Annotated in this window: 22 protein-coding genes and 1 pseudogene; 12 read left to right on the forward strand and 11 right to left on the reverse strand. The window is 69.4% G+C overall.

All coding sequences use genetic code 11. The features are described from left to right. Nucleotides 1-60: 60 nt before the first annotated feature. Nucleotides 61-447 carry a hypothetical protein gene (locus tag CED_RS01410; RefSeq protein ID WP_023839883.1) on the reverse strand — a complete coding sequence of 129 codons (387 nt, stop codon included), beginning with the start codon at nt 445-447 and terminating at the stop codon, nt 61-63. Nucleotides 448-486: 39 nt separating this feature from the next. Here CED_RS01410 and CED_RS01415 point away from each other — a divergent pair, with 39 nt between their 5' ends. Together CED_RS01415 and CED_RS01420 are read left to right on the forward strand one after the other, a co-directional pair. Then, complete coding sequence (locus tag CED_RS01415) at nt 487-1,299, forward strand: purine-nucleoside phosphorylase (protein ID WP_023839882.1); 813 nt, start codon at nt 487-489, stop codon at nt 1,297-1,299. Nucleotides 1,300-1,317: 18 nt separating this feature from the next. Then, entirely contained in the window at nt 1,318-3,378 is a 2,061-nt protein-coding gene (locus tag CED_RS01420) for a phospho-sugar mutase (RefSeq protein WP_035908233.1), read from the forward strand. Here the strand turns inward: CED_RS01420 and upp are convergent. Further along, entirely contained in the window at nt 3,324-3,962 is a 639-nt protein-coding gene (gene upp / locus CED_RS01425) for a uracil phosphoribosyltransferase (protein WP_011435142.1), read from the reverse strand. The genes CED_RS01420 and upp overlap by 55 nt on opposite strands. A gap of 40 nt (nt 3,963-4,002) precedes the next feature. On the opposite strand from upp, the gene deoC reads away from it, so the two are divergent. Further along, nucleotides 4,003-4,782: a deoxyribose-phosphate aldolase gene (deoC, locus tag CED_RS01430; protein WP_108913196.1), complete on the forward strand. Its 780-nt coding sequence runs from the start codon at nt 4,003-4,005 to the stop codon at nt 4,780-4,782. Nucleotides 4,783-4,884: 102 nt separating this feature from the next. On the opposite strand, the gene CED_RS01435 is transcribed toward deoC, so the two are convergent. The 4 genes from CED_RS01435 to CED_RS01450 form a co-directional block, all read right to left on the reverse strand. Next, a complete protein-coding gene (locus CED_RS01435; RefSeq protein ID WP_083503379.1) occupies nt 4,885-5,454 on the reverse strand; it encodes a DNA-3-methyladenine glycosylase I in 570 nt (189 codons plus the stop codon). Nucleotides 5,455-5,651: 197 nt separating this feature from the next. Then, nucleotides 5,652-6,752, reverse strand: a complete 1,101-nt coding sequence (locus CED_RS01440; protein ID WP_011435139.1) for an adenosine deaminase — start codon at nt 6,750-6,752, stop codon at nt 5,652-5,654. Nucleotides 6,753-6,839: 87 nt separating this feature from the next. Next, entirely contained in the window at nt 6,840-8,144 is a 1,305-nt protein-coding gene (locus CED_RS01445; RefSeq protein ID WP_011435138.1) for a thymidine phosphorylase, read from the reverse strand. Continuing rightward, a complete protein-coding gene (locus tag CED_RS01450) occupies nt 8,141-8,620 on the reverse strand; it encodes a cytidine deaminase (protein WP_011435137.1) in 480 nt (159 codons plus the stop codon). The genes CED_RS01445 and CED_RS01450 overlap by 4 nt, the downstream gene beginning before the upstream one ends. Nucleotides 8,621-8,696: 76 nt before the next feature. On the opposite strand from CED_RS01450, the gene CED_RS01455 reads away from it, so the two are divergent. From CED_RS01455 to CED_RS01480, 6 genes are all read left to right on the forward strand, one after another. After that, a complete protein-coding gene (locus CED_RS01455) occupies nt 8,697-10,910 on the forward strand; it encodes a serine/threonine-protein kinase (RefSeq protein WP_035908363.1) in 2,214 nt (737 codons plus the stop codon). A 93-nt stretch (nt 10,911-11,003) separates the two neighbouring features. After that, nucleotides 11,004-13,028: a serine/threonine-protein kinase gene (locus CED_RS01460; protein ID WP_011435135.1), complete on the forward strand. Its 2,025-nt coding sequence runs from the start codon at nt 11,004-11,006 to the stop codon at nt 13,026-13,028. Between the two features lie 250 nt (nt 13,029-13,278). Beyond that, entirely contained in the window at nt 13,279-13,674 is a 396-nt protein-coding gene (sdhC, locus tag CED_RS01465) for a succinate dehydrogenase, cytochrome b556 subunit (RefSeq protein ID WP_011435134.1), read from the forward strand. After that, nucleotides 13,674-14,135, forward strand: a complete 462-nt coding sequence (locus CED_RS01470; RefSeq protein WP_011435133.1) for a succinate dehydrogenase hydrophobic membrane anchor subunit — start codon at nt 13,674-13,676, stop codon at nt 14,133-14,135. The genes sdhC and CED_RS01470 overlap by 1 nt, the downstream gene beginning before the upstream one ends. Nucleotides 14,136-14,183: 48 nt before the next feature. Beyond that, on the forward strand, nt 14,184-15,938 hold the full coding sequence (gene sdhA / locus CED_RS01475; RefSeq protein WP_035908367.1) for a succinate dehydrogenase flavoprotein subunit: 1,755 nt from the start codon (nt 14,184-14,186) through the stop codon (nt 15,936-15,938). After that, nucleotides 15,938-16,636 (forward strand): succinate dehydrogenase iron-sulfur subunit, encoded by a 699-nt coding sequence (locus tag CED_RS01480; RefSeq protein ID WP_011435131.1) that lies wholly within the window; start codon nt 15,938-15,940, stop codon nt 16,634-16,636. Before sdhA ends, CED_RS01480 begins: the two co-directional genes overlap by 1 nt. A 17-nt stretch (nt 16,637-16,653) precedes the next feature. Here the strand turns inward: CED_RS01480 and CED_RS01485 are convergent, their stop codons facing one another. After that, a complete protein-coding gene (locus tag CED_RS01485) occupies nt 16,654-18,858 on the reverse strand; it encodes a RecQ family ATP-dependent DNA helicase (RefSeq protein WP_035908369.1) in 2,205 nt (734 codons plus the stop codon). 348 nt (nt 18,859-19,206) lie between these two features. Between CED_RS01485 and CED_RS01490 the strand changes: the two genes are divergently transcribed. Further along, on the forward strand, nt 19,207-19,971 hold the full coding sequence (locus CED_RS01490) for an SDR family NAD(P)-dependent oxidoreductase (protein ID WP_011435129.1): 765 nt from the start codon (nt 19,207-19,209) through the stop codon (nt 19,969-19,971). Between the two features lie 255 nt (nt 19,972-20,226). On the opposite strand, the gene CED_RS01495 is transcribed toward CED_RS01490, so the two are convergent. After that, the gene (locus CED_RS01495; RefSeq protein WP_011435128.1) at nt 20,227-20,502 is read right to left on the reverse strand and encodes an SCO4848 family membrane protein; all 276 of its coding nucleotides are present in this window, start codon (nt 20,500-20,502) and stop codon (nt 20,227-20,229) included. A 206-nt stretch (nt 20,503-20,708) separates the two neighbouring features. Here CED_RS01495 and CED_RS01500 point away from each other — a divergent pair, with 206 nt between their 5' ends. Further along, nucleotides 20,709-20,969: a hypothetical protein gene (locus CED_RS01500; protein WP_035730898.1), complete on the forward strand. Its 261-nt coding sequence runs from the start codon at nt 20,709-20,711 to the stop codon at nt 20,967-20,969. A gap of 32 nt (nt 20,970-21,001) precedes the next feature. On the opposite strand, the gene CED_RS01505 is transcribed toward CED_RS01500, so the two are convergent. Both CED_RS01505 and CED_RS22040 read right to left on the reverse strand, forming a co-directional pair. After that, on the reverse strand, nt 21,002-22,198 hold the full coding sequence (locus CED_RS01505; protein WP_011435126.1) for a Fic family protein: 1,197 nt from the start codon (nt 22,196-22,198) through the stop codon (nt 21,002-21,004). Between the two features lie 520 nt (nt 22,199-22,718). Further along, a complete protein-coding gene (locus CED_RS22040; protein ID WP_084680655.1) occupies nt 22,719-23,852 on the reverse strand; it encodes a helix-turn-helix domain-containing protein in 1,134 nt (377 codons plus the stop codon). A 671-nt stretch (nt 23,853-24,523) separates the two neighbouring features. Between CED_RS22040 and CED_RS01520 the strand changes: the two genes are divergently transcribed. Further along, nucleotides 24,524-24,718, forward strand: coding sequence for a hypothetical protein (locus tag CED_RS01520; RefSeq protein WP_035908237.1), 195 nt, complete (start codon nt 24,524-24,526; stop codon nt 24,716-24,718). Between the two features lie 234 nt (nt 24,719-24,952). On the opposite strand, the pseudogene CED_RS01525 reads toward CED_RS01520, so the two are convergent. Further along, a pseudogene (locus CED_RS01525) lies at nt 24,953-25,358 on the reverse strand (transposase family protein); the annotation flags it as partial.

Here is a 25,358-nt window from a genome sequence, read left to right on the forward strand (position 1 = left end):
CTCCCGGCGGCCGCACGGGCCACACAGGCCGCACAGGCCGCACGGCGAGATCGTTCACTGTTAGCGCAGCGCGCGGATGAAACGGCTCGCCTCCCCGCGTAGCCGGGCCGGGATGCGCAGAACCTGACGGCCGCGGGGAGTGGTGAGCTCGACGGTGATCACATCTCCGTGCTTGACGCCTCGGGACGCCGTCACCTCACGACGGTCGAAGACGACGTCGAACCAGTCGCCCTCCCGCGGGAAGGGGGCGAGGACCAGCAGCCGCCGATCGGTCAGCACGATCCAGCGCGAGGCCCCGAACCGGTGTCCGACGAAGGATTCGACCTTCGCNGTGAACCGTCCGGGTCCGCTCGGGTCGGTGAGCCGACCGCGCAGCACGACCTCGGTGAACTCGCCGGACTCCAGGGGCACTGCCGGGAGACGACGGTGGGACGGTATCAGGGGCACGGGCGTCAGTGTCCTCCACACACCCCGTACAGTCGCCGGGTGAGGGCACAGGCGGACGAACCGAATGCGGCGGCCTCGGCCGCCACCCTGGCCGAGCTGACCGGAGCCGACCGGCACGACATCGCGATTGTGCTGGGATCGGGCTGGCCCCCGGCCGCCGATGTACTGTCCCGGCAGGCGACCGACGTCACCGAGGTCACGTTTACCCAACTCGGCGGCTTCCCCTCCAACACCGACGTTCCCGGGCACAAGCCGACCGCACGCTCCGTCCAGCTCGGCGACCGTCGCCTGTTGATCTATCTGGGTCGCGTGCATCCGTACGAGGGCCATGACCTGTCCCGGGTGGTCCACGCGGTCCGCCTGGCCTGTGCGGCCGGCGCGTCGACCGTCATACTGACGAACGCCGCCGGCGGTCTGCGCGCGGACATGTACGTCGGCCAGCCCGTCCTCGTCGCTGACCATCTGAACCTGACCGGCCGCTCGCCCCTGGTCGGCCCGGCGTTCACCGACCTGACCGACGCCTATTCCCCCCGGCTACGGACGCTTGCCCGCGAGGTCGATCCCACCCTGACCGAAGGGGTGTATGCGGGACTGCCCGGTCCGCACTTCGAGACACCCGCGGAGATCCGCATGCTGCGGCTCCTGGGAGCCGACCTGGTCGGCATGTCGACCGTGCACGAGACGATCGCGGCGCGGGCCGCCGGAGCGGAGGTGCTGGCCCTGTCCCTGGTCACCAACCTCGCGGCGGGGATGAGCGGCAAGCCGCTGGATCATCTCGAGGTGCTGACCGCGGGAGCCGCCGCCGCGGAACGCCTGGGTATCCTGCTCGCCGACATCGTCACCCGGCTGTAGGACCGCGGCGGAATCGCGATGCCATCCGCGTCCCGACCCGGCCCGACGTCCCTGCCCGGCCCGACGTCCCTGCCCAGCCCGACGTCCCTGCCCAGCCCGACGTCCCTGCCCAGCCCGACGTCCCTGCCCAGCCCGCTCGCCGAGCAGGTCGAGGCCTGGCTGAACGATGATCCGGATCCCGCCGACCGGGCCGAACTGGCCCGGCTGCGCGACGGCGCGGGTCACGATGCCACGCTGCTCGCGGAACTGACCACACGTTTCCACGGACCGCTGCGGTTCGGCACAGCCGGGTTGCGCGGGCCACTGCGCGCCGGTCCAGCCGGCATGAACACTGCCGTGGTGCGCCGCGCCGCCGCCGGACTCGCCACCTGGCTCACGAGCAGGGCACCACCAGCACCGGCACCACCAGCACCGGCGGCACCGAAGCCGGATCCGGCCACGGCCGGGAGCTCCATGAACGCCGCACCGGGCTCGGCCGCGGCCCCGAATTCCTCGACGGCGACCGTCGTCGTCGGCTACGACGCCCGGCATCGCAGCGAGGCGTTCGCCCTCGACAGCGCCCGGGTGTTCGCCGGTGCCGGATTGCGGGCGCTGGTACTCCCCGGGCCGCTACCCACTCCGGTGCTGGCCTTCGCCGTGCGCAGGCTGGGCGCGGACGCCGGCGTGATGGTCACGGCCAGCCACAATCCGGCCACCGACAACGGCTACAAGGTCTACCTGGGTGATGCTTCCTCTGACGCCGCGAGGGGAGCGCAGCTCGTGGCTCCGGCGGACCGTGAGATCGAAGGAATGATCGCGGCTGCCGGCCCCGCCCGGGCGATCCCACTCGCCGAGACCTGGCGGAGGCTCGATGCGGATGTCGTCGACGACTACATACACGCGGCGNCCANGGCNGGCNGGGCAGCCACCGCCACAGCCACAGCCACAGCCACAGCCACCGACCTACGCACAGACGTGACCACAGACCCGACGGCCCTGACCGTTGCGTACACCCCGTTGCACGGTGTCGGCGCAGGCGTTCTCGGCGCCGTGTTCACCGCCGCGGGTCTCGCCGCACCCAGGGTCGTCCACGAGCAGGCCGAACCCGATCCGGAGTTTCCGACAGTCCAGTGGCCGAACCCCGAGGAGGCGGGGGCGATGGACCGGGTTCTGGCGCTCGGCGAGCGCATCGACGCCGATCTGGTACTCGCCAACGATCCCGACGCCGACCGGTGCGCCGTCGCCGTCGGAGGGCGGGTACTCAGCGGCGACGAGGTCGGTCTGCTTCTCGCCGATCATGTCCTGCACTCCTGCCCCGGTCCGGTGGCGACCACCATCGTCAGCTCCTCCGGTCTGCGTGCGCTGGCCGCCGAGGTCGGCGTTCCTTACGCCGAGACGCTGACCGGATTCAAGTGGATCATGCGTGCGGACGCGCGGCTGGTCTTCGGCTACGAGGAGGCACTCGGCTACGCCGTCGCCCCGGAGCTGGTCCGCGACAAGGACGGCATCACCGCCGCCCTCGCCATCGCCCTGGTCGCCGCGCGGGCGAAGCAACGAGGCCGGACCTTGCCAGACCTGCTCGACGAGTTGTCCGCACGACTCGGTGTCCATCTCACGGGGCAACGCTCGGCGCGCTTCGACGACGTCACCCAGATCGACGAGACGATGCACCGCCTGCGGGCCCAGCCGCCGACCAGCCTCGCCGGGCGTCCCGTCACCGCGGTCCGTGACCTGCTGGCCGGTCCGCGGGACGGGGACGCACCGGCGGGAGGCATTCCCCCTCGACCCGCACGCCCCGTGGACCGCGCCGACGCGGCGCATCCGGTTCTGCCACCCGCCGACGTGCTCATGCTGTTCCTCGACGAGGACCGGGTGATCTTCCGCCCGAGCGGGACCGAACCCAAACTGANGGTGTACCTCGAGACCGTGGAGCCGGTGCCGGGGCATGCCGTTGACGCGGTGCCCGCGGCTCGGGACCAGGCCGCGGCACGCCTGCTCCACCTGCATACGGCCGCGGGCAATCTGCTCGACGGACGCGACGGAGATCACATCTCGCCGAAGATCCGATCACCCGCGTCGCCGAGCCCGGGCACAATATAGGCCGTCTCGTTCAATCTCTCGTCGACCACGGCGGTCACAACGGTCAGGTCCGCCGTGCCGACCGCAGGGCCACCGGATTCCAGCGCCGCAAGGCCCTCCGGTGCTGCCACCACGGAGACCACGGTGACGCCCCGCGCCCCGCGGTCGGCGAGCAGCCGCAGACAGTGCAGGGCCGAACCGCCGGTGGCGAGCATCGGGTCGAGCAGCAGCACCGGGCGGCCGGCCAGATCGCTGGGCACCGCCTCCAGGTAGACCGTGGGTTCGAAGGTCGTCTCGTCGCGGGAGAGCCCGATGAACGCGGTGTGGGCGTCGGGAAGCAGGTTGAGCGCCGCCGGCAGCATGCCGAGCCCGGCCCGCAGCACCGGGACGACGACCGGCTCCGCGGCCAGCCGCACCCCGGAGGTCGTGGCCAGCGGAGTCGTGACGGCGACCGGCATCGTCGGCAGCGTACGGGTCGCCTCGTACACGAGCATCATCGCCAGGTCGTACAGGACGGGCCGGAACCGGGACCGGGGCGTGCGCTCGTCCCGCAGGACGGTCAGCGACGAGGCCGCGAGGGGATGGTCGACGATGTGCAGCTGCACGGAAGGACTCCTCGTACGCGAAGCCGGGCGATCGGCAATGATGCAACGTATGACAACGGCTCCGGCAGGATCGGACCGTCCCGGCGAGGAACCCGAGAAGTCCCCCTCCCGACCGGCCGCCGGCGCTCGCCCCACCCTGCGGCGCGCCGAGGTGGCCCGGATGGTCGACCACACACTGCTACAGCCGTCCGCCACCGGCGAGGAGATACTCGCGCTGTGCGGGGAGGCTGCCAAGCTGGGTGTCGGTGCCGTCTGTGTGGCGCCGACCCATGTCTACCTGGCCGCCGCGAGTACCCGACGGGACCGCGGTGAGGTCAGGCCGGCCTTCGGCGTCGCCTCTGTCATCGGCTTTCCGCACGGCACGCACCTGACCGTCATCAAGGCCGAGGAGGCGCGGCGGGCGGTCGCGGACGGCGCCACGGAGATCGACATGGTCATCGACATCGCCAACGCGATGGACGAGAACTGGCGAGCGATCGAGACCGAAATCACCGAGGTCCGGCTGTCGGTGCCGCCGGACGTCGTGCTCAAGGTCATCCTGGAGACGGCCCTGCTGCCGGACGAGAGCATCGGCGCCGCCTGCCGGGCAGCGGAGGCCGGCGGCGCCGAGTTCGTCAAGACCTCCACCGGTTTCCACCCGGCCGGCGGGGCCAGCGTGCGCGCAGTGCGGGCGATGGCGGCGGCCGTGGGTGGCCGGCTCGGCATCAAAGCCTCGGGCGGCATCCGCACCACCGAGAAGGCGATCGAGATGATCGAGGCCGGCGCGACCCGGCTCGGGCTGTCCGCCTCCGCGGATGTGCTCGCCGGCTTTCCCAGGTGACCGGCTTCCCCGGATGATCCGCCGGAGCTCCACCCAGCCCATCCGGCCGGTTCACGGCCACGGACTGAACCGCCGCCGACGGCCACAGCCGAGATCTGACGGCTAGCCCACGCCCCCCGCCACCCAGCAGCCAGACAGATGATCATCAACGAGCCCGCAGGCCTGCATCAGAGCATAGGCGGTGGTCGGACCGACGAAGACGAACCCGGCCGCGCGCAGCCCCTTGGCGAGCGCCACCGACTCGGGGGTCTTCGCCGGCACGTCGGCGAGGGTGGCCGGCGCCGCCCGCCCCGTCGGCTCCGGCTGGAACGACCAGATCAGCTCCTCCAGAGGATGGTCGAGCGTAAGGACGGCGCGGGCGTTGACGATCGTCGCCTCGATCTTGCGACGGTTTCGGACGATGCCGGCGTCGGCGAGCAACCGGTCGACATCCGCGGAACCGAACGCGGCCACGGCTGCCGGGTCGAATCCGGCGAACGCCGCCCGGAACGCCGACCGCTTGCGCAGGATCGTCAACCACGACAGGCCGGACTGGAACGCCTCCAGGGTCAGCCGCTCGAACAGACCGACCGTGTCCCTGACCGGACGCCCCCACTCGTAGTCGTGGTAGGCGACGTACTCCGGCGTGGACAGACCCCACGGGCATCGCGGGCAACCATCGGCTCCCACCACGACATCCGAGGCGGGCCTCACCGGGACATCCGAGGCGGGCCTCACCGGGACATCCGAGGCGGGCCTCACCGGGACATCCGAGGCGGGCCTCACCGGCCCGGACGTCCCGGACCCGGAGATCCCGCTACCGAGCAGATCGGGTTCAGCGCCCGGCGGACCGCCGCTCAGCGGACCACCGCTCAGCGGACCACCGCTCATCAGGCTGACTCCGCGGAGACGAGCTCCGCATAGCCCGGCTTGATGACGTCGTTGATGAAATCGAGCCGCCGGTCGAAGGGCAGGAAGGCGGACTTCATCGCGTTGAGGGTAAGCCAGCGGATGTCGGACCAGCCGTAGCCGTTGACGTCCACGAGGGTCGCGAACTCACTCGACAGCGACACGCCGCTCATCAGCCTGTTGTCCGTGTTGACCGTGACCCGGAACTGCAGCCGGCGAAGCAGCCCGATGGGGTGCCGCTCGATGCTTGGCGCGGCTCCGGTGTGCACGTTCGACGAGGGACACATCTCCAGCGGCACCCGGACGTCGCGCACGTAGTTCGCGAGATCACCGAGGATCGCCTTACCGTCCGGATCGACCGTGATGTCATCGACGATGCGCACTGCGTGCCCCAGCCGATCGGCGTTGCACCACTGCACGGCCTCCCAGATCGACGGCAGGCCGAACGCCTCGCCCGCATGGATCGTGAAGTGGCCGTTCGCCCGCTGGATGTATTGGAAGGCATCCAGGTGACGGGTGGGCGGATTACCCGCCTCGGCGCCCGCGATGTCGAACCCGACCACGCCGGCATCGCGCCACCGGACCGCGAGCTGCGCGATCTCCAGCGAACGGGCCTGATGGCGCATCGCGGTGAGCAGGGCGCGAAGGTGCAGCGGTGTGCCGGCCGAACCGGCTCGGAACCCGTCAAGCACGGCCTCGACCACCGCGTCCAGGGACAGCCCGCGCTCGAGGTGCAGCTCGGGTGCGAACCGTACCTCGGCGTAGACGACGCCGTCGGCCGCGAGATCCTCCGCGCACTCCCGCGCCACCCGCATGATCGCATCCTGGGTCTGCATCACCCCCACCGTGTGCCGGAACGTCTCCAGGTAGCGGACGAGCGAACCGCTGTGCGCGCCGCCACGGAACCAGGTGCTCAGGGCGTGGACGTCCGTGGTCGGCAGATCGCGGTAACCGGTCTCGTCGGCGAGCTCTACCACCGTGGCCGGCCGGAGCCCGCCATCAAGATGATCATGAAGCAGTACCTTCGGTACCCGGCGGATATCCTCGACCGTGATCGTCGGGGACCGTGCGTCGTTCGTCATCATGTCCTCCGTCATCGTCTCGACGGTAGGCCACGGGTACGACAGAACAGCGACGGCACGATGACGACCCGGACCGCCGGGACCGGTTCAGCTGATGTGATCGAGGACAAGCGGTGTGCTCGGGGGCGGCGTCGCGGCGACCTCCACCGCTCCCGCCAGGGCCTCCCGGGCCCGCTCGACGCTGGCCGGGTCATCGGTGTGCAGTTCCAGCAACGGCTCGCCGGCCGTGACCGGGTCACCGATTCCCACCCGCCACCGCACGCCCGCCGTCGCGGAGACCGCGTCCTCCTTGCGGACCCGGCCCGCGCCAAGCCGCCAGGCCGCCAGGCCGACCGCTCGGGCGTCCAGGCGGTGGAGATGGCCGGTCGCCGGCGCGGGGACGGTCTCGACATGGCTCGCCGCCGGAAGCGGCGCGTCCGGATCGCCGCCCTGGGCCGCGACCATCGCCCGCCACACCGCAAAAGCGTCCCCGGCAGCCAGTACCTGCGCGGGATCATGAAGAGCACCGGACCGGTGGCCGAGTTCGGCGGCGACGAGGTCGATCATCACCCTGGCCAGCGCGACGGTGACCTCCACCAGATCCGCCGGCCCACCACCACGGAGGGTCTCCACGGCCTCGGCCACCTCCAGCGCATGCCCGGCGGTCCGGCCGAGGGGATGGTCCATCCCGGTCAGCAGGGCCTCGGTGCGGACCCCGGCGGCAACGCCGATCCGAACCATCGTCCGGGCGAGCTCACGGGCCTCATCCACCGACGTCATGAAGGCCCCGGAGCCGACCTTGACGTCCAGGACCAGCGCCGACGTGCCCTCGGCGATCTTCTTGCTCATGATCGACGATGCGATGAGCGGGATCGACTCGACGGTTCCGGTGACGTCCCGCAGCGCGTAGAGCCGGCGGTCGGCCGGGGCGAGGCCGGCACCCGCGGCGGCGATCACCGCACCCACCTCGGCGAGGAGCTCACGCATCCGGGCGGCCGACAGATCCGCCCGCCAGCCGGGGATCGCCTCCATCTTGTCCAGCGTTCCACCGGTGTGACCGAGCCCCCGCCCGGCGAGCTGTGGGACCGCGGCCCCACAGGCGGCGACCAGCGGCACCAGCACGAGCGAGACCTTGTCGCCGACCCCTCCGGTGGAGTGTTTGTCGACGGTGGGACGTCCCACACCGGTCAGATCCAGGCGCTCCCCACTGTCGATCATTGCGGCGGTCCAGCGGTCCAGCTCGGCGGGAGTCATCCCGCGCCACACCACCGCCATCAGGTACGCCGACATCTGCTCGTCGGCAACCAGACCCCGGGTGTAGGCGTCGACGAGCCAGTCGACGGCCCGGGGATCGACGGGTCGACCGTCCCGCTTGGCCCGGATCAGATCGACGACGTCGAAGCTTCCGCTCACGCGACACCCGGCAGATCGTGCGGTCCGAACGCTGCGGGGAGCAGGTCCGCGATGGTGCGCACGCCGTCGCCCATGGCGACGAGCAGATCCGGCCCGCCGTGCTCGTAGAGCAGCTGACGGCACCGTCCGCAGGGCGCCAACGGCGCACCGTCGGAGTCGACGCAAGCGAACGCCAGCAGCCGACCACCGCCTCTGGCGTGCAGCGCCGAGACGAGACCGCATTCGGCGCACAGCCCGAGGCCGTAGGACGCGTTCTCGACATTGCAGCCGACGACGATCCACGGGTCGTCACCGGTGGTACGTCCGGCGGCGTCCGGCAGATCCACGACCAGTGCGGCAGCACCAACCCGCAGACCCGAGTAGGGCGCGTAGGCACTCTGTGCGACACGGACAGCAGCGTTCCGCAACCGCTCCCAGTCTTTGTCGTTCACACTCCACCCCATGTCCGTGGTCCGTTCGGTCGCTGTCGCCAGCATGCCCGACCCCCCACGATCCGGCCACGATGTGATCCCATGGACGCGGGCCCCACCGGCGATCGGAAGGGACGACGGGATGGCAGGCGAGTCCCCGGACAATCCGGGTTCGGCCAGGGCGGTGACCCTCGTCGGGGGACGGTACCGGCTCGACGGGGTCATCGGACGCGGCGGATTCGGCGTCGTGCACCGGGCCACCGACGAGCTGCTCCAGCGCGTGGTTGCAGTCAAGGAAGTACGGCTGCCGCTCGGGGAGAACGCGGACGAACGCGGCCTGACCCGCGAGCGGGTCCTGCGCGAGGCGCGCGCCGCCGGTCGGCTGCATCATCCCGGTGCCGTCGCCGTCCTCGACGTCATCGACGATGGCGAGCTGCCCTGGATCATCATGGAATACGTTGACGGCCGGTCCCTCGCCACAATCATCAACGATCGCGGACCGCTGCCGGTCGAGGAGACGTGCCGGATCGGCATCAGCCTCGCCTACGCCCTGGAGGCCGCGCACCGGCTCGGCGTGGTGCACCGCGACGTCAAGCCGAGCAACGTGCTGGTGACCGCGGACGGCCGGGCCCGGCTGACCGACTTCGGCATCGCGGTCAGCCAGGGGGATCCCCGGCTTACCAGCACCGGGATGGTGATGGGCTCCCCCGCCTACCTGCCGCCGGAACGCGCCCGTGGCGATGCCGGCAGCGCCGCGGGTGACCGGTGGGGACTGGGCGCCACGCTGTTCACCACCGTCGAAGGTTACCCGCCCTTCACCGGCGGTGACCCGATTTCGGTGCTCGCCGCCCTGGTTCAGGGACGACGCCAGCCCTTCCGGCTGGCCGGACCGCTTATACCGGTGATCGACGACCTGATGGCCCCGCACGAGGCGAGCCGACCACCGCTCACCGTCGTACGCAGGCGACTGCGCGAGATAGTCGAACGAGATGCGGTCCGCCGGCCCTCGCGTCCTTCTCGGCCCACTCGCCCCCGCTCATCGACACGTACCACCTCCCCGGCCGCACGGGCCATACCGACCACACCGGCCGAGTCCGCCACCGAAGCCGTCCCCTCCGGCGACGTCACCGGGTTCCCGGAGACCGAGGTCCGGTCGGAGACCAGTGCCGTCTCCGGGATCAGTGCCGTCCCGGCACCGGTGGCCGCCCTGACCACGCCGGACACCGAGACGCGTCAGGACACCGAGACGCGTCAGGACACCGAGACGCGTCAGGACACCGAGACGCGTCAGGACACCGAGACGCGTCAGGACACCGAGACGCGTCAGGACACCGAGACGCGTCAGGACACCGAGACGCGTCAGGACACCGAGACGCGTCAGGAGGCCACGCCGTCGCGGACACCTCGGTCCCGTCCCACCGGGCCGTTGGAGCGCATGCACTCGATCGACCGGATGCGTGCCCTGGGCGGANTCCCGGCCCGGGCCCGGCTCATCGGCCGAGGGCACGGCAACGGTCTCACCGGCGGCGACGTCGAACTGGCTAATCTCTTCGCCACTGCCGCACCGGCCTCCCCGCCGTCGACCGCCCGGCTGCGGCCGGCGCCCGACGGGCCGGCGGGAATCGAGCCGGCAGGAATCGGGCCGGCGGAAGATCCGCCACGCGACCCCGGCGCCGGGGATCGACGTCGCGTGACCATCGCCGTGGCGACGCTCGTGGCGCTGGTCGCCGCCGCGATCATTGGCATCGTGATCGTGGTGACAGGGGGCCCGGACGACAGGAGCCGCGACACCTCGGCCAACCAGACCGGCGGCATCTCGTCGCCGACCGGAGCCGGCGGGTCGGCCCTGGCGGATCCGGCGGCGGCCAGGGACCCCGTCGCCCGGGAAACCACCCCGGTTACGGGCCCGCCTGGCTGGGTGTCCTACGTCGATCCCACCGCCGGCTGGTCCGTGGCGTACCCCTCGGACTGGCAGCGCCGCGAGGGGCCCGGCGGACCCGGAAACGTCGACTTCGTGGACCCGGCTACCCGGTCCTTCCTACGTGTCGGTAGCGTCAGGCAGGCAAACACCTCTGCCATCGGCGACTGGCAACGCAACGAGGCCGGCTTCCGGCAGAGCGTGCGGGATTATCGGCAGATACGGCTGGCTCCCAGCGATGGTGGGGATGGCACCAACCAGGCCGACTGGGAGTTCGGGTACCGCGGGTCGGACGGGGTCATGGTGCATGTGCTCAACCGGGGTGCGATTCGCAACGGCCACGGATATGCCCTGTACTGGCATACCAGGGAGGATCTGTGGCTGCAGGATCAACCGTTGATGCGCCAGTTGTTCGCCACCTTCCGGCCCGGTCCGTGATGTCGGTCATCGATGGATTTGCGGTGCCCGTAGTGTTCGGAAAGATGCGGGCCGTCCGGCGCGCGCATCAGTCCATCTGTCAGACTTGACACGATGGCTAAATCGGCAAGCGTGCCCCCGGACACCTCCCGGCACGGCACACCTCGCTACGTAGCGCAACGCTACCGGCTCGACACGCCCATCGGGCGNGGTGGAGCCGGNGTCGTCTGGCGCGGTGAGGACGAACTACTCCAGCGTCCGGTCGCCATCAAAGAGATCCTCGTGCCGATGGCCGGCGCGCAGAACGAGCGCGACGCGATTCGGGCCCGGGTTCTTCGCGAGGCCCGCGCCCTGGCCAGGCTGCACAGTCCCGCCATCGTCTCGGTGTACGACGTGGTCGAGGAACATCAGCGGCACTGGATCATCATGGAACTCGTCGACGCGGACAGCCTCGGCGATGTGATCCGCAACCAGGGCCCGCTGCCTTTCGACCAGGTCGCCGCGATCGGGCTGGCGCTGACCGACGCGCTCGCCGCGGCTCATTCGGCGGGCGTGCTCCACCGCGACGTCAAGCCCGGGAACGTCCTGCTCGGGCGGGACGGCCGGGTGCGGCTCACCGACTTCGGCATCGCCGCGACCGAGGGCGACGTGACCCTGACCGGCACTGGGGCCCTGGTCGGTTCCCCGGCCTACATCGCTCCCGAGCGGGTCCGGGGCTCCTCCGGTACTCCCGCGAGCGACCTGTGGGGGCTCGGCGCGACGCTGTACTCGGCCGTCGAGGGTCAGCCTCCGTTCGAGGGCCCGGAGACCTACGCCGTACTGACCGCCGTGGTGGAGGGCCGCCGGCGGGCCTTCCGGCTAGCCGGTCCGTTGCGCAACCTGCTCAGTGACCTGATGGACCGGCCGGCCGAGGAGCGGCCCGACGTGACGGAGATCCGCCGGCGGCTGATCCCGATCGCGCGCAATGCGAATCCGGTACCGGCTTCGGTCATGCACGCCCGTCCTCGGACTGACGAGGAGACGGACGCGAGTTCCGTCGACGTCGGCCTGGAGAACCTCGACGACCCGGCCGAGCCGGCAGCAGGCGCCGGACCGGCCGCGGATTCCCGGTCGGGGTCGAGCGGCGGTGTCGCCGGGACCGCGGGAGTCCAGGCGGGCGAGGCAGCTTCGGCGGCCGTGGGAGACCAGGGGGCTGTCCCGGGCCCGGCGAACCGCCCGGCGTCCGCCGCCGCGCCGCCCGTCCCCGCTGACCGCGACGTCACCGTGGATCCCCTGCTCAACCCCCTTGGCGGGGCCGCCGTGGCGGCCGCGGGCGCTGCCGGGTCGCGCACCGGTCGTAGGGAACCCGACCGCGCCGGCCCATCGAACCGCGTGATCCCGCCGGATCGGACCACGCCGCAGAACCGCGCAGCACCGCCCGGCCGGACGCGGCCCGACCCCGACCACGACGCGCCGACCAGCATCGGGCTCAACAGCGTGGCGGGGCCTTCGGTGGACGACGACGTGACCCGCATCGGCGCGGTCACCCCCGTGTCGGCGACCTCCGACCTGGATCTGTTCGACGACGACAATCACGCCGCCGGACTGTTGCCCCTCGGCGAGGCCCGGCGCCGCGCCGAGCCTGCCCGCCACGACGGACACGGTCGCGGACCGGGCGACCCCCAGCGGCGTCGGCAGCGGACGATCGCGGTCGTGGCCGGAGCGGCCATGCTCGTGATGGGCGCGGCCATCGCCCTGACCGTCGGTCTGACCTCCGGCGGCTCGACCCCCGGGCCGAACGATGTCACCGCGCAGCAGACCACGCCACCGCCCATCGCGACCATCGCTTCATCCCCCCCGGCCGTGACTTCACGGTCCGCCGCGTCTGAGGTAGTCGCCCCGGACTCCCCGCGCTATACCCCCCGCCCCCGGCCGTCGTCGTCCGCGACCCCAACGACGACGCCGACGACGGAGACACCCACCCCGACTCCCCAGCCGAGCACCCAGGTTCAGACCTCCCCGCCGCCGACCCAGACACCACCCCCCAGGGTCACCCCCTCGCCGAGCCGGACGGCGCCGGCCTCTCCAGGGGGCACAACGCCGCCCGTCGTTTCGACGACGGCACCGGCGCCGACCGGAACCACCACCTTCGTGCCCTGACGACCCGGTCGAGGGACGGCTCGGGGAGCGGGCCGGCACCGGACGGCGCCGGAACCGGGGGTGGGGCGTCCCAGTGCCGCCTGTGGCCGAGTTCACCCGGACGCGCCCGGCCCGAACATGCCCTCCACCAGGCCCGGCACTAGCATCTGGGTGAGATGCACCATCGTCTCGACGATGTGTCGGGTCGCCAGAGCGCCCCCAGACATGACCTTTCCGGCCCATCGGCTGGGCCGATCCGGAGGAGCTTTCATTGCCGAAGGCACCAGCGGGCACGCTGTACCGCGGTCGAGAGGGTATGTGGTCCTGGGTGGCCCACCGGATCACCGGTGTCCTGGTCTTCTTCTTCCTCTTCGCCCACGTGCTCGACACCGCTCTCGTCCGGGTCTCCCCCACGTCGTACAACGAGGTGATCGAGGTCTACAAGAGCCCGATCGTCAACCTGCTCGAGGTCGGCCTGGTCGCGGCGGTGCTGTACCACGCCCTCAACGGCATCCGGATCATGTTGATCGACTTCTGGGAGTCCGGCCCGAGATACCAGAAGCAGATGCTGTACGTCGAGCTCGTCATCTTCGTCGTGCTGCTGGTTGCGGCCGCCTCCCGCATGCTGCTGCACACCTTCGAGACGCTGTTCGGGAGCACGACCTGATGACGACCGCTCCCCCCGGTGGCCCGGCGGGCCCGCGCGCGCCGGAACTCGTCGCGCCCCGCACCCCCGGGCTCTCCCGCCGGCGGGGGAAGCCGGGCAGCGCCAAGGCGCGCACCAACTTCGAGCTCTACGCCTGGGTATTCATGCGGGTCAGCGGCCTGCTGTTGTTCTTTCTGGTGCTCGGCCACCTGTTCATCATGAACATCCTCGACGGCGGGGTGCAGCGGGTGAACTTCGGATTCGTCGCCGGCCGCTGGGCGTCACCGTTCTGGCGCACCTGGGACCTGGTGATGCTGCTCCTGGCGGAGCTGCACGGCACCAACGGCCTGCGCACGATCATCAACGACTACGCCGGGCGGCCCCAGACCCGGTTCTGGCTGAAGACGCTACTCTATACCTCGGCGTTCCTGGTCGTCGCCCTCGGCACCCTCGTCATCTTCACCTTCGATCCCGACATCTGAACGCGCNGGTGATCCCGTGACCCCAGCATCGGACGGATGGAGGTAGGCGTGCAGGTCCACAGGTACGACGCAGTCATCGTCGGTGCGGGTGGAGCCGGCATGCGTGCCGCCATCGAGGCGGGCNCCCGCTGCCGGACCGCCGTGCTCACCAAGCTCTATCCCACCCGCTCGCACACCGGCGCGGCGCAGGGCGGCATGTGTGCCGCCCTGGCCAACGTCGAGGAGGACAACTGGGAGTGGCACACCTTCGACACGATCAAGGGCGGTGACTACCTGGTCGACCAGGACGCCGCGGAAATCATGGCGAAGGAGGCCATCGACGCTGTCCTCGACCTGGAGAAGATGGGGCTGCCGTTCAACCGGACGCCCGAGGGTCGCATCGACCAGCGCCGGTTCGGCGGCCATACCCGCGACCACGGCAAGGCCCCGGTGCGCCGCTCCTGCTACGCGGCGGACCGCACCGGGCACATGATCCTGCAGACGCTGTACCAGCAGTGCGTCAAGCACGACATCGAGTTCTTCAACGAGTTCTACGTCCTCGACCTGCTACTACAGAAGGGCGCGGCGGCCGGGGTGGTCGCCTACGAGCTGAAGACCGGAGAGATCCACATCTTCCAGGCCAAGTCGGTGGTGTTCGCCACCGGCGGTTTNGGCAAGGNCTTCAAGGTCACCTCCAACGCGCACACACTGACCGGTGACGGAATGGGTCTGGCGTTCCGGCGGGGCATCCCGCTGGAGGACATGGAGTTCTTCCAGTTTCATCCGACCGGCATCTGGAAGATGGGGATTCTCCTCACCGAGGGTGCCCGCGGCGAGGGCGGAATCCTACGCAACAAGGACGGCGAACGCTTCATGGAGCGCTACGCCCCGACCATCAAGGACCTTGCGCCACGCGACATGGTGGCTCGCGCCATCTACACCGAGATCCGTGCCGGCCGCGGCTGCGGCCCGGACGCCGACCACGTCTACCTTGACCTCACCCACCTGCCGCCGGAGCACCTCGACGCAAAGCTGCCCGACATCACCGAGTTCGCTCGGACCTATCTCGGCATCGAACCGTACAACGACCCGATCCCGATCCAGCCGACGGCGCACTACGCGATGGGCGGCATCCCGACCAACGTGGACGCGCAGGTGCTCGCGGACAACGACACGGTCGTGCCCGGTCTGTACGCGGCCGGCGAGGTGGCGTGCGTGTCCGTGCATGGCGCGAACCGGCTGGGCACCAACTCGCTGCTCGACATCAACGTATTCGGCCGGCGGGCTGGCATCGCCGCCGCCGAGTATGNGAACGCGAACGCACAGCACGTCGACCTCCCGGAGAACCCGGCGTCGTTCGTCGAGGACCTGCTCGGGCGCCTGCGCGCGGGCGCCGGAACCGAGAACGCGGCCGCGATCCGGCGCGAACTGCAGGAGTCGATGGACGTCAACGCCTCGGTGTACCGGACGGAGGCGACGCTCAAGCAGGCGCTGAGCGACATCTCCGGCCTCAAGACGCGTTACCAGCGGGTGGGCGTGTCCGACCGGGGGCGTCGCTACAACACCGAACTGCTCGAAGCGGTGGAGCTCGGCTTCCTGCTGGACCTCGCCGAGGTCCTGGTCATCGGGGCGATGGCCCGCAACGAGTCCCGCGGCGGCCACTCCCGTGAGGACTACCCGAACCGGGACGACGTCAACTTCATGCGCCACACGATGGCCTACCGGTCGGGGCCGCTGGTGGCCGCCTCGCCGGAGGCGGAGATCCGCCTGGACTACAAGCCGGTTGTCATGACCCGCTACCAGCCGATGGAGCGCAAGTACTGATGACAGTCACCCTCAAGATCCGTCGCTACGACCCGGAGACGGTCGACGAGGCGCACTGGGAGAGCTACCAGGTGCCGTTCGATCCGAGCGACCGGCTGCTCGACGCAATCATGTGGGTCAAGTGGAACCTCGACGGGACGCTCGCCTTCCGCCGGTCCTGCGCGCACGGGGTGTGCGGCTCGGATGCGATGCGGGTCAACGGCGCCAACCGCCTCGCCTGCAAGGTGCTGGTGAAGGACCTCGGCTCGGAGATCACCATCGAACCGATCAAAGGTCTGCCGGTAGAGAAGGACCTCATCGTCGACATGGAACCGTTCTTCGACGCGTTCCGGGCAGTGAAGCCCTACCTGATCACGGACGACCACGAGCCGACCCGCGAGCGGCTGCAGTCCACCGAGGACCGGGCCCGCTTCGACGACACGACCAAGTGCATCATGTGCGCGGCGTGCACCACCGCGTGCCCGGTGTTCTGGACCGACGGCGACTACTTCGGCCCGCAGGCGATCGTCGCGGCCCACCGGTTCATCTTCGACAGCCGTGACTCCGGTACCGACGAGCGCCTGGAGATCCTCAACGAACGCGAGGGGGTCTGGCGTTGCCGGACCACCTTCAACTGCACCGACGCCTGTCCACGCGGCATCCAGGTGACCAAGGCCATCCAGGAAGTCAAGCGGGCGCTGTTGTTCCGCCGCGTCTGAGCCTTCCTCCCGGCCGGTCATGCGGTGTCCACCGCGAGCGCGAACGGCAGCACCGACGGCGCTCCGGCCTGCCGGAGCAGGCGAGCGGCGACCGTCATCGTCCAGCCGGTGACGATCCGATCATCGACGAGCAGCACCGGGCCGCCGAGCTCGCCCAGGGCGGCGGCAAGGGCCGGGGAGACCGTGAACGCATCCCACAGGCCGGCGAGCCGGTGCGCGCTGTTGTGCACCTGCCCGGTGTGCGGCCCGCCGGCGACCCGGTCGAGCTGCCCCAGCAGCGGCAGGCGTCCGATGGTGGAAATGCGCTCGGCGAGGCTCGCGATGAGCCGGGGCCGGCTGCGGGACGCGATCGACACGACGGCCACCGGCCGCCGCTGCCATCCCCAACCGGCGAGCGTTGCGACCACCGCCTCGACGAGATCGCCGGGAAGCGGGCCGTCGAGGGCGCCGGGCACAGCGGCGCCGGGCACAGCGAGGGTGGCAGACGTGAACATCGGGCGCAGCCGGTTGCCCCAGCCCACATCGCTGAGTCGGGCGAGCGCCCGCCCGGGCTCGGCAGCGGCCGACGCCGGGATACNCCCGGCCAGGTCGACCCCGAGCCGGCCCATCCCAGTCGGCCACATCCGCCGCGGTTCGACCGGGACGCCCGCCCGGCGCAGCTCATCCCGGGCCCGCGTCCGCGAGGACTCCGAGACCGCGGACGACCACGACCGACCGGTGCACCGGTCACACCGCCCGCAGGCCGCCGCGTGGGGATCGTCGAGCTGCCGGCGCAGGAACTCCATCCGGCAGCCGGTCGTCACGATGTAGTCGAGCATCGCCTGCTGCTCCCGAGAGCGCGCCGCGGCGACACGCCGGTAACGCTCCTCGTCGTACAACCAGGGCTCACCGGTACTCACCCAGCCGCCCCTGACTCGCCGGACCGTCCCGTCGGTGTCGAGAACCTTCAGCATCTGGTCGAGTCGGCTGGGGCCGAGGTCGACGGACGCGAGCAACGCCTGGGTCGACAGCGGCCGGTCGGCGCCCGCGAGCACTCCGAGCACCCGGCGGACGACGTGCTCCGGCGGAAAAGAGGTGTCCGCGAAGTAGCGCCAGATGTCCCGGTCCTCAGCCGCCGGGAGGAGCACGACCTCGGCCGTGTCGAGCGCCCGGCCGGCCCGGCCGATCTGCTGGTAGTAGGAGATCGGCGACGACGGAGCTCCGATGTGGACGACGAAGCCGAGGTCCGGCTTGTCGAAGCCCATTCCGAGCGCGCTGGTGGCGATCAGCGCCTTGACCCGGTTCGCGAGCAGATCCTCCTCGGCGACGATGCGCTCGGCCGCCTCGATGCCACCGTGATAGGTGGCGACGGCATGACCCTGACCGCGCAGAAAGATGGTCAGCTCCTCCGCCGCCGCCTTCGTCAGCGTGTAGACGATCCCCGATCCGGGCAGCTCGCCGAGATGGTCGGCGAGCCAGCCGAACCGGTGCTCGGCCTGCGGCAGCGACACGACCGCGAGCCGCAGGCTCTCCCGATCGAGACTCCCGCGTAGCACCAACGTCCCGGCGGACGCCGGGCCGGCGGGAGCGGAGGTTCCGAGCTGCTCACTGACGTCCTCGACCACGCGGGTGTTGGCGGTGGCCGTCGTGGCCAGCACCGGGACCCGCGGACGCAGCCCGGCGACGAGAGTGCGCAGCCGCCGGTAGTCGGGCCGGAAGTCGTGCCCCCAGTCGGAGATGCAGTGCGCCTCGTCGATGACGAGCAACCCGGTGGTGGCGGCGAGCTCGGGCAGGTAGTCGTCCCGGAAGGTCGGATTGTTCAGCCGCTCCGGCCCGACGAGCAGCACGTCGAGCTCGCCCGACCGCAACGCCGCGTAGACCTCGTCCCACTCGGTCACGTTGCCGGAGTGAATCTCGCCGGCGCGGATGCCCAGCCTCGCCGCGGCCGCCGCCTGGTTGCGGATGAGCGCGAGCAACGGGGAGACGATCACCGTCGGAGCAGCGCGTCCCGCTGCGCCGCGGAGCAGTGCCGTGGCGAGGAAGTACACCGCCGACTTGCCCCAACCGGTGCGCTGGACGAGCAGCACCCGGCGCCGGTGGGTCACGAGCGCGTCGATGGCCTGCCACTGGTCCTCGCGCAGCGCCGCGGCCGGCCCGGCAAGCGCCCGCAGCAGCTCCTCCGCGCGCTCCCGCAGCCCACCGGGCCCCGGTTCCGCCGGGTCCGCCAGGCCCGCCGGGAACATCGGGCCCGGCCAGGCCTCCGCCCGATCCGGGGCATGCGCGACCGGCGACGCCGGGCCGGAAGCCCCCGGAAGCGCGGAGGTCGTCTCGTCTGCTGCCATGAGAGGTGTCTACCCGATGCCACCGACAAGATCGGATCGTCCCAGGTCACAGCGGGACGGAGTCACCGTGACGGCTCGGCAGATACCCGATCACGGTAGGCTTCGCCCGGCATGACCGGACAGTGCCTGTCGCCGGGTTCCACCGGTTCGTGCGGCCGGCCGCGGCACCCTCTTCCAGCCGCTCCAGGTAGGGCGCCTGACCACGCTGACTGACCCGGCGACTCGCCCACGACTCAGGAGCGCGTACACATGAGCGAACGGCTGGACGGCACCGTTGCCCTGGTGACCGGTGCGAGCAGCGGCATCGGTGAGGCGACCGCCCGCGAGCTGGCCCGGCACGGCGCCGCGATGGCGCTGGTCGCGCGGCGCGGCGACCGGCTCGAGCGCCTCGCCGCCGACATCACCGGCGCCGGCGGCACCGCCCTCCCCCTCCCGCTGGACATCACCGACCAGGCCCAGGCCGCCGACGCGGTGAAGCGCACCGTGGCGGAGCTCGGCCGGCTCGATACCGTCGTCAACAACGCCGGTATCATGCTGCCCGGGCCGATCCTCGACGCGCCGACCGAGGAGTGGGACCGGATGGTGGCCCTGAACCTGCAGGGCCTGCTGTACGTCACCCATGCGGCGCTGCCGCATCTGCTCACTGCCGCGGACGGCGGCCCCCGCCAGGTCGCGGACCTGGTGAACATCAGCTCGGTGGCGGGACGGCACGCCACCATGGGCGCCGGCATCTACAACCTCACCAAGTTCGGGGTGAACGCGTTCACCGAGTCGCTGCGCCAAGAGGTCACCGCCCGGCACGTGCGCGTCTCGGTGGTCGAACCGGGCTCCGTCGAGACCGAGCTGAGGTCCCATATCCGCGAGGAGATCCGGAATATCGTCATGCGCCGCATCGCCGACATCGAGCCGATGCAGTCCGAGGACATCGCGGACGCCGTTGCCTACATCGTCACCCGGCCGCGGCGGGTCGCGATCAACGAACTGCTCATGCGGCCCACCGAGCAGGTCGGCTGACACCGCGTCGCGCGGGAACCCCTGGCGCCGGACTGGTCGGGCGTGTCCCGGATTTTCCGGGACACGCCGCTCCGCGCCCCCGGAGTGGGCCCACGCGCTCAATCACTCAATTGGGACTCGGTGCGACCACACACGACGATCAACGCGAAGCAGCCGCGCAGGTCAGCCCCTGTTTCCCAACGCCAGGAGAATCACACGACGTAGAGCCGATCATGAAACGGAGCGGTTTCGAGGACTACCGCCGCTTTCGGCATGTCAACGACCCGAATTGATCAGCCGCCTGGATGAGGCATCATCACCGGTATCGCCATGGCGGACGGCCCGTGCGCCGCGGATGCCGAGCCAGCCAACGACGGAGCCGATGGCGAGGGAAGCGACAGTCAGGACCAGGTGGACCGTGAAGAAGCCAGTCGGGCCGTCGTCCCAGGAACGATCATCCTTCCACACGTTCCGCAGGAAATTTGGCCAGATGGCCCACGTCCAGACGCCGACCGCGATCAAGAACCAGGACGCACGCTTCGACAGAGTCACCTCACCAGCCTCGCACTCACAGGCGCCGTGGCCTCTCCGTGGGCGCGCGATTTCAGCCACGTTGATCGACCATAGGGTGAGATGGCAGCCAGATTTTCGACGACCAGCTGCCGAACCGTTCTTGGGCGAGGGGACCACATGGGCCCACCCCGGGGCAAGATGATCGACGGAGGGTAGGGCGGGTGAACCGAAGTTACGATGTCGCCATGACGGAGATGCCGCTCCCACCCGATGACCAACTTGCCGAGGTCGTCCGAGAGGCTGCCGCATCTGGTCAGGTCGTCTACCTGACGGACAAGGGCCAGCGGCTGGCCGCCATCGTGCCGGCCGGTCTCGCCGAACTCCTCGAACGGGGCGAGACGACCAACGGACGGCGCGTGCTCGGCGCCCGGGGCGCAGGCCACAGCGGCCGGCAGGACATCTCCGAACGCATGGAGGAGATCCTCTCCAACGAGGTGGCGTCATAGCCCTCGTAGTCGACGCCGGTACCGGCGAACCCTCAGCGGCCCGATTGGGCCCGTAGCACTGAGGTGACCTCCACCGCCTCAAAGACACGACCATAGCTTCGCCCGGTACGTTCCCGCAGAATTTCCAGCTCCACAAGCCTGGCGACGGCGTTGCTCGCCGCCTGCAAAGTCCTCCCGGTATCTTCACTGACCGAACGCACCGTGACAAACGGACTCCCGATCAGCCCGTCGATGATATCGCGGACCAACCCACCGGTCAGACCCGCCACCTTGAGTCGTCGCACGTATTCGGCCTGGAGACCGAGGAGGTCGTCGACTGTCCGAATAGTCCGCTCACAGGACTCGACCAGACCTTCGGAGAAGAACGAGATCCAGCCGTCCCAGTCTCCCGTTGCGCTAACTTCCCTCAAATGGTCCTGGTACTCTTCCCGACGCACCTCGAACCAGGGCGACACAGCCAGCAACGGCTCCGAGAGTATCCCCTTCCAACAAAGATCGAGGACCACGAGAAGCCGCCCGATTCTGCCGTTTCCATCGTTGAATGGATGAAGAGTCTCGAACTGATAGTGCGCCATCGCCGCAGCCACGACCGGGTCAATGGACTTCGAATCCACGGTGATCCAGTCCAGCAGATCACGTACAGCCGCGTCCAGTTCCAGTCCGGGCGGCGACGGGACGAAGCGAGCGGTGTCGATCGCACCACCGCGGCTTCCGATCGCAACCTGAATCGAGCGGATCCTCCCCGCATCACGGGTGTCCGCAGGAGTTCCACGCACGAGATCTCGATGCACCTGACAAAGCGCGGCTACGGTGAGTGGGCGACCATCGCCTATCCACGCGAAGGCCGCCTCCGCCGCCCGGACATAGTTGAGGACCTCCCGAACCTCCTCGCTCTGCGAGGTCGGCTCTGTGACCTCAGCCGCAAGCACGTCCTCCAGGGGAGCGAAGGTCCCCTCCAACGCGGACGTGCTCTGCGCCTCCGTCCGAAGCGTGGGTTGCAGTAGCAAGGCGGGCTCAGGAATCTGTCGACCAGCCTGATCGAGACGACCGAGAGCGCGCCCCGCGCGGGCCACGTTCCGCCACGTCCCTCCCGCCAGCGCCGGCTCGGCGCCCGCCAGCGGGTCCGGCTGGAAGGCCACATGTTCGTACGCGACGCCCGACCGCCCGTCAGTTCCAGTGATCTTGACGAGATGTCCAGTAGGGCTGCGCTCGAACCGATCCCGATCCACAATCCAAGTCTACGGGCAAGAACTTGAAATCTTCCCACGCGGCTCCAAGTCCGCTTGCAGAGCCCGTCCCAGCGCCACCCCGCCGACCCATCGCACGACATGCCCTTGACTCGCCTCGGTCCGAGCACAGGCCGTCGCCAAAACCACCCCATCCGTCACTGACNGCGATACGGCGGGCTGGAGTACCTAGGTCATGAGTGAAGGCTCTACAAATTTGGCCGTTGCAAGTNGGGTTGTGTACACGGTCGCTTGGCGCCCAAGCGCCCCTGAGTCACACGTCCCGTACGGGGCCTGCGCACGGGATCGGCGCTTATCTCGTCTCGCTACCCCGACCCCCGCAGTAGCTTCCCATTCAAGATCCAATCCAGGAAGAGATTGATTGGCGTCAATCCTGAACAGATCACGTGAAGTGCCGAAATCGAGAAAATATCGCATTCCATTGTCGTAGACACACGAAAGCCCTCGACTCGCGAACGGTAGAAGAAAATCTGCGTTTGCTCCTACGTGCGAAACGGTAAGACTAGACGGTATTTACCGAGCCCTGCACTTCCGTCAGCAAAAGCCGAAGAGTCAGGCTGTGCTTTTCGGGTGGGAGCCGATCCAAGGCAGCACGCGCGTAGGCCACGCCTCCCGCGCTNTCTCCGGCACGTGCGAGCATAAGCCCTTTGTGCATCTCCAGGTGAGTGCGAAATCGCGGCAGGCTGTCAGGCAGAGTATCCGCCGCTGCTTCCTGCGCCCTTAGGGCTCCGCTCTCATCTCCGAGTCGAGCAAGCAGCAGCGACGTGAAGACGTTCATACGCCAGTATGGAACCGCATAATCAGATTCCTGCTCCTCGGAACCCGTAGCGTCAAAGATCCGCTGCCCTTGATCTAGAAGTTCTATGGCGGTCCTTCGGTCGCCACGGATGGCGGCAACGTGTGCACGTCCCATCACAGCATTGAGCCTGCCGAGCGATGGACGATCGTCGATCGCTTCGGCCTGTCGGGCGAGCGTCTCGGCGACTCCCAATGCGGCACCCTCGTATCCAAGAGCGATAGCAGCGCGGCCACGTACCCAAACCCGTACCTCGGGATCATCCGACCGATCGGCAGCCTCAACGGCCGTGCGGTACCAGGTGACTGCCTTGACTCCATCGCTGCCGGGATACGTTTTTGCGTAAAGGGTCGCCAACCTGGACGCAATGCCCCACCGTTCGGGTTGGTCTAGCTGCTGCTGAATCACTAGCATGTCAGCTGTGAGTCTCTTCTGAATTTCTCCGGCACCTAGGGACATATAGTCCTGGCCATAGGAGACGAGCACGTTATTCCATTCATCGACGTCAGGACCGGAGTCTCTGAGAGCAGCAGAGAAGCCGCTCAGAATCAAATCTGACGCCACGATTGGAGCGATCCCGGTAGCCACAGCGGCAATGCTGGTAAATCGGCGACGGTTCACGTCTTCATTCTCCAAAACTTGTAGCGGCACCTCCAAGACTCCGGCAAGATGCCGAAGCCAGAACGGGTCTGGGCATACGATCCTGCCGCGTTCCCACCTGGACACGGTCTCTCGCGTGATGGTGTCGTGGCCGGACGCCTTGACCAGCTCGGATGCAAGCCGCCCTTGGCTCCATCCCCGCGCCGATCGTAGGTCGCGGATCAGCTCTCCTACCGCCATGGTCCCAGTCTGCCCCTAAAGGTGCCCCTACCGGAACTGGCACTGCATGGCCACTCTGTGTCTGGGCGGCCCGAGAGCATCCAGTCGGACCGCACACGACCGGGCCGCCCACCTAGACGCCCCCGGGCGCGCTGCCGCACCCGATGCCGGTACGCCCAGGGGCACCCGCATGACCGTCACGAGGGGGACCCCGGTGCCATACGTGAAGTGCACCCGAGAGGGGGCGCCACCAACCGTCACCTACCTTGAGTGGCCTTACGTGGTGGCCGCCGGTCTGGAGTCACTCGTCAGTGANGCACTGTCGGAGCCTGACGTCCTGTCTGTCGAGCTGCTCGACGACGCCCGTTCGCGCGTCCTCTTCGCCGAGAAGCCGCGCGCAACACTGACCCCCGAGTGGCACGCGACGCGGGACACGGTCGTGTCCTCGGACCTGCCCCCATGCTGACCGTCGTCGTCCACTACGTGGACAGCAGCTCACCCGCGATGACAATGACCAACTCCGAACTGCTCGGAGATGCCGATCTCCCGGAGCTTGCCTCTCGTCTGGCGCGTCTCTTGCCTGCCGCTAAGCGGGTGCAGATCTTCGACGATGACCGTCCCGTGGCGGACACGGATGCGGCGGGCCCGGCATCTGACGGCGGNCGGNTGCCCCNGCCGGNGGNGNCGGNACCATGGCGTACCTGAACCTGATTGCGGACACGACCGGGACGCTCTGGTACGTCCCGGCGTGGAAGGTCCGACGCGGGATCGATCTCCCCGAGTTGGCTCGACGCGCCATCTCCGATGACCCGAACGTGTCCAGAGTTGAAATCCTCTCGGATACCCGCGAGGTCGTGCGAGCTATTACCCGCTTCGACAAGCGGTAGGTGACAGATGAGGCAGAAGATCGTGACCGAAATCGATGGGGCGACGGTTCCCCGCACGGCCAGAAATCTTCCGGTCCGCANTCCGACAGTGATTCCCCCTCCCGAGACAGAAGTATTTGACATCAACCGGGTTAACCTCGCCGCGTTGAGGCGAGTTGTCGACCGCCTTCAGGTTATGGATTGATCAGGAAAAAATGCCTTACGTCGTAGTCGAATGGGACAACTGTCGGCCGATGGAGCATTACTTGCCGTCGAACTCCGTCCGGCCGGGTTGCCCAGCCCTTCGTAGCCGAGGTCGAACAGCACCTCGTGCAGGTCGGCGGTCCACTCGGCGAGAACCGGCAGCGCCCCGGAGGCTTTCAGGGCGGTCGAGTCGTGCTCGCGGCCGGGCCGCACGTCGGAGACCCACAGTGGCCAGCCGTCGTCCGGGGCGGAGAGCACCTGGATGTTGCCACCGTGGTTGGAGATCGTGCCGGACCACCACAGGTCCACGCCTTCGGTCGGGCCGGGCATGCGTAGCCGGTCGGTCTCGATGACCGTGCCGTCAACGATGAGATGCTCGTAGCCGGCGACCCTGGCCCGCATCAGCGCTTCACGCAGGTCCGGGGCCTGCCAGGCGAGCACGGCGACTCCCTCGTGC

It is taken from the genome of Frankia sp. CeD (genome assembly GCF_000732115.1).
GTDB lineage: Bacteria > Actinomycetota > Actinomycetes > Frankiales > Frankiaceae > Frankia > Frankia casuarinae.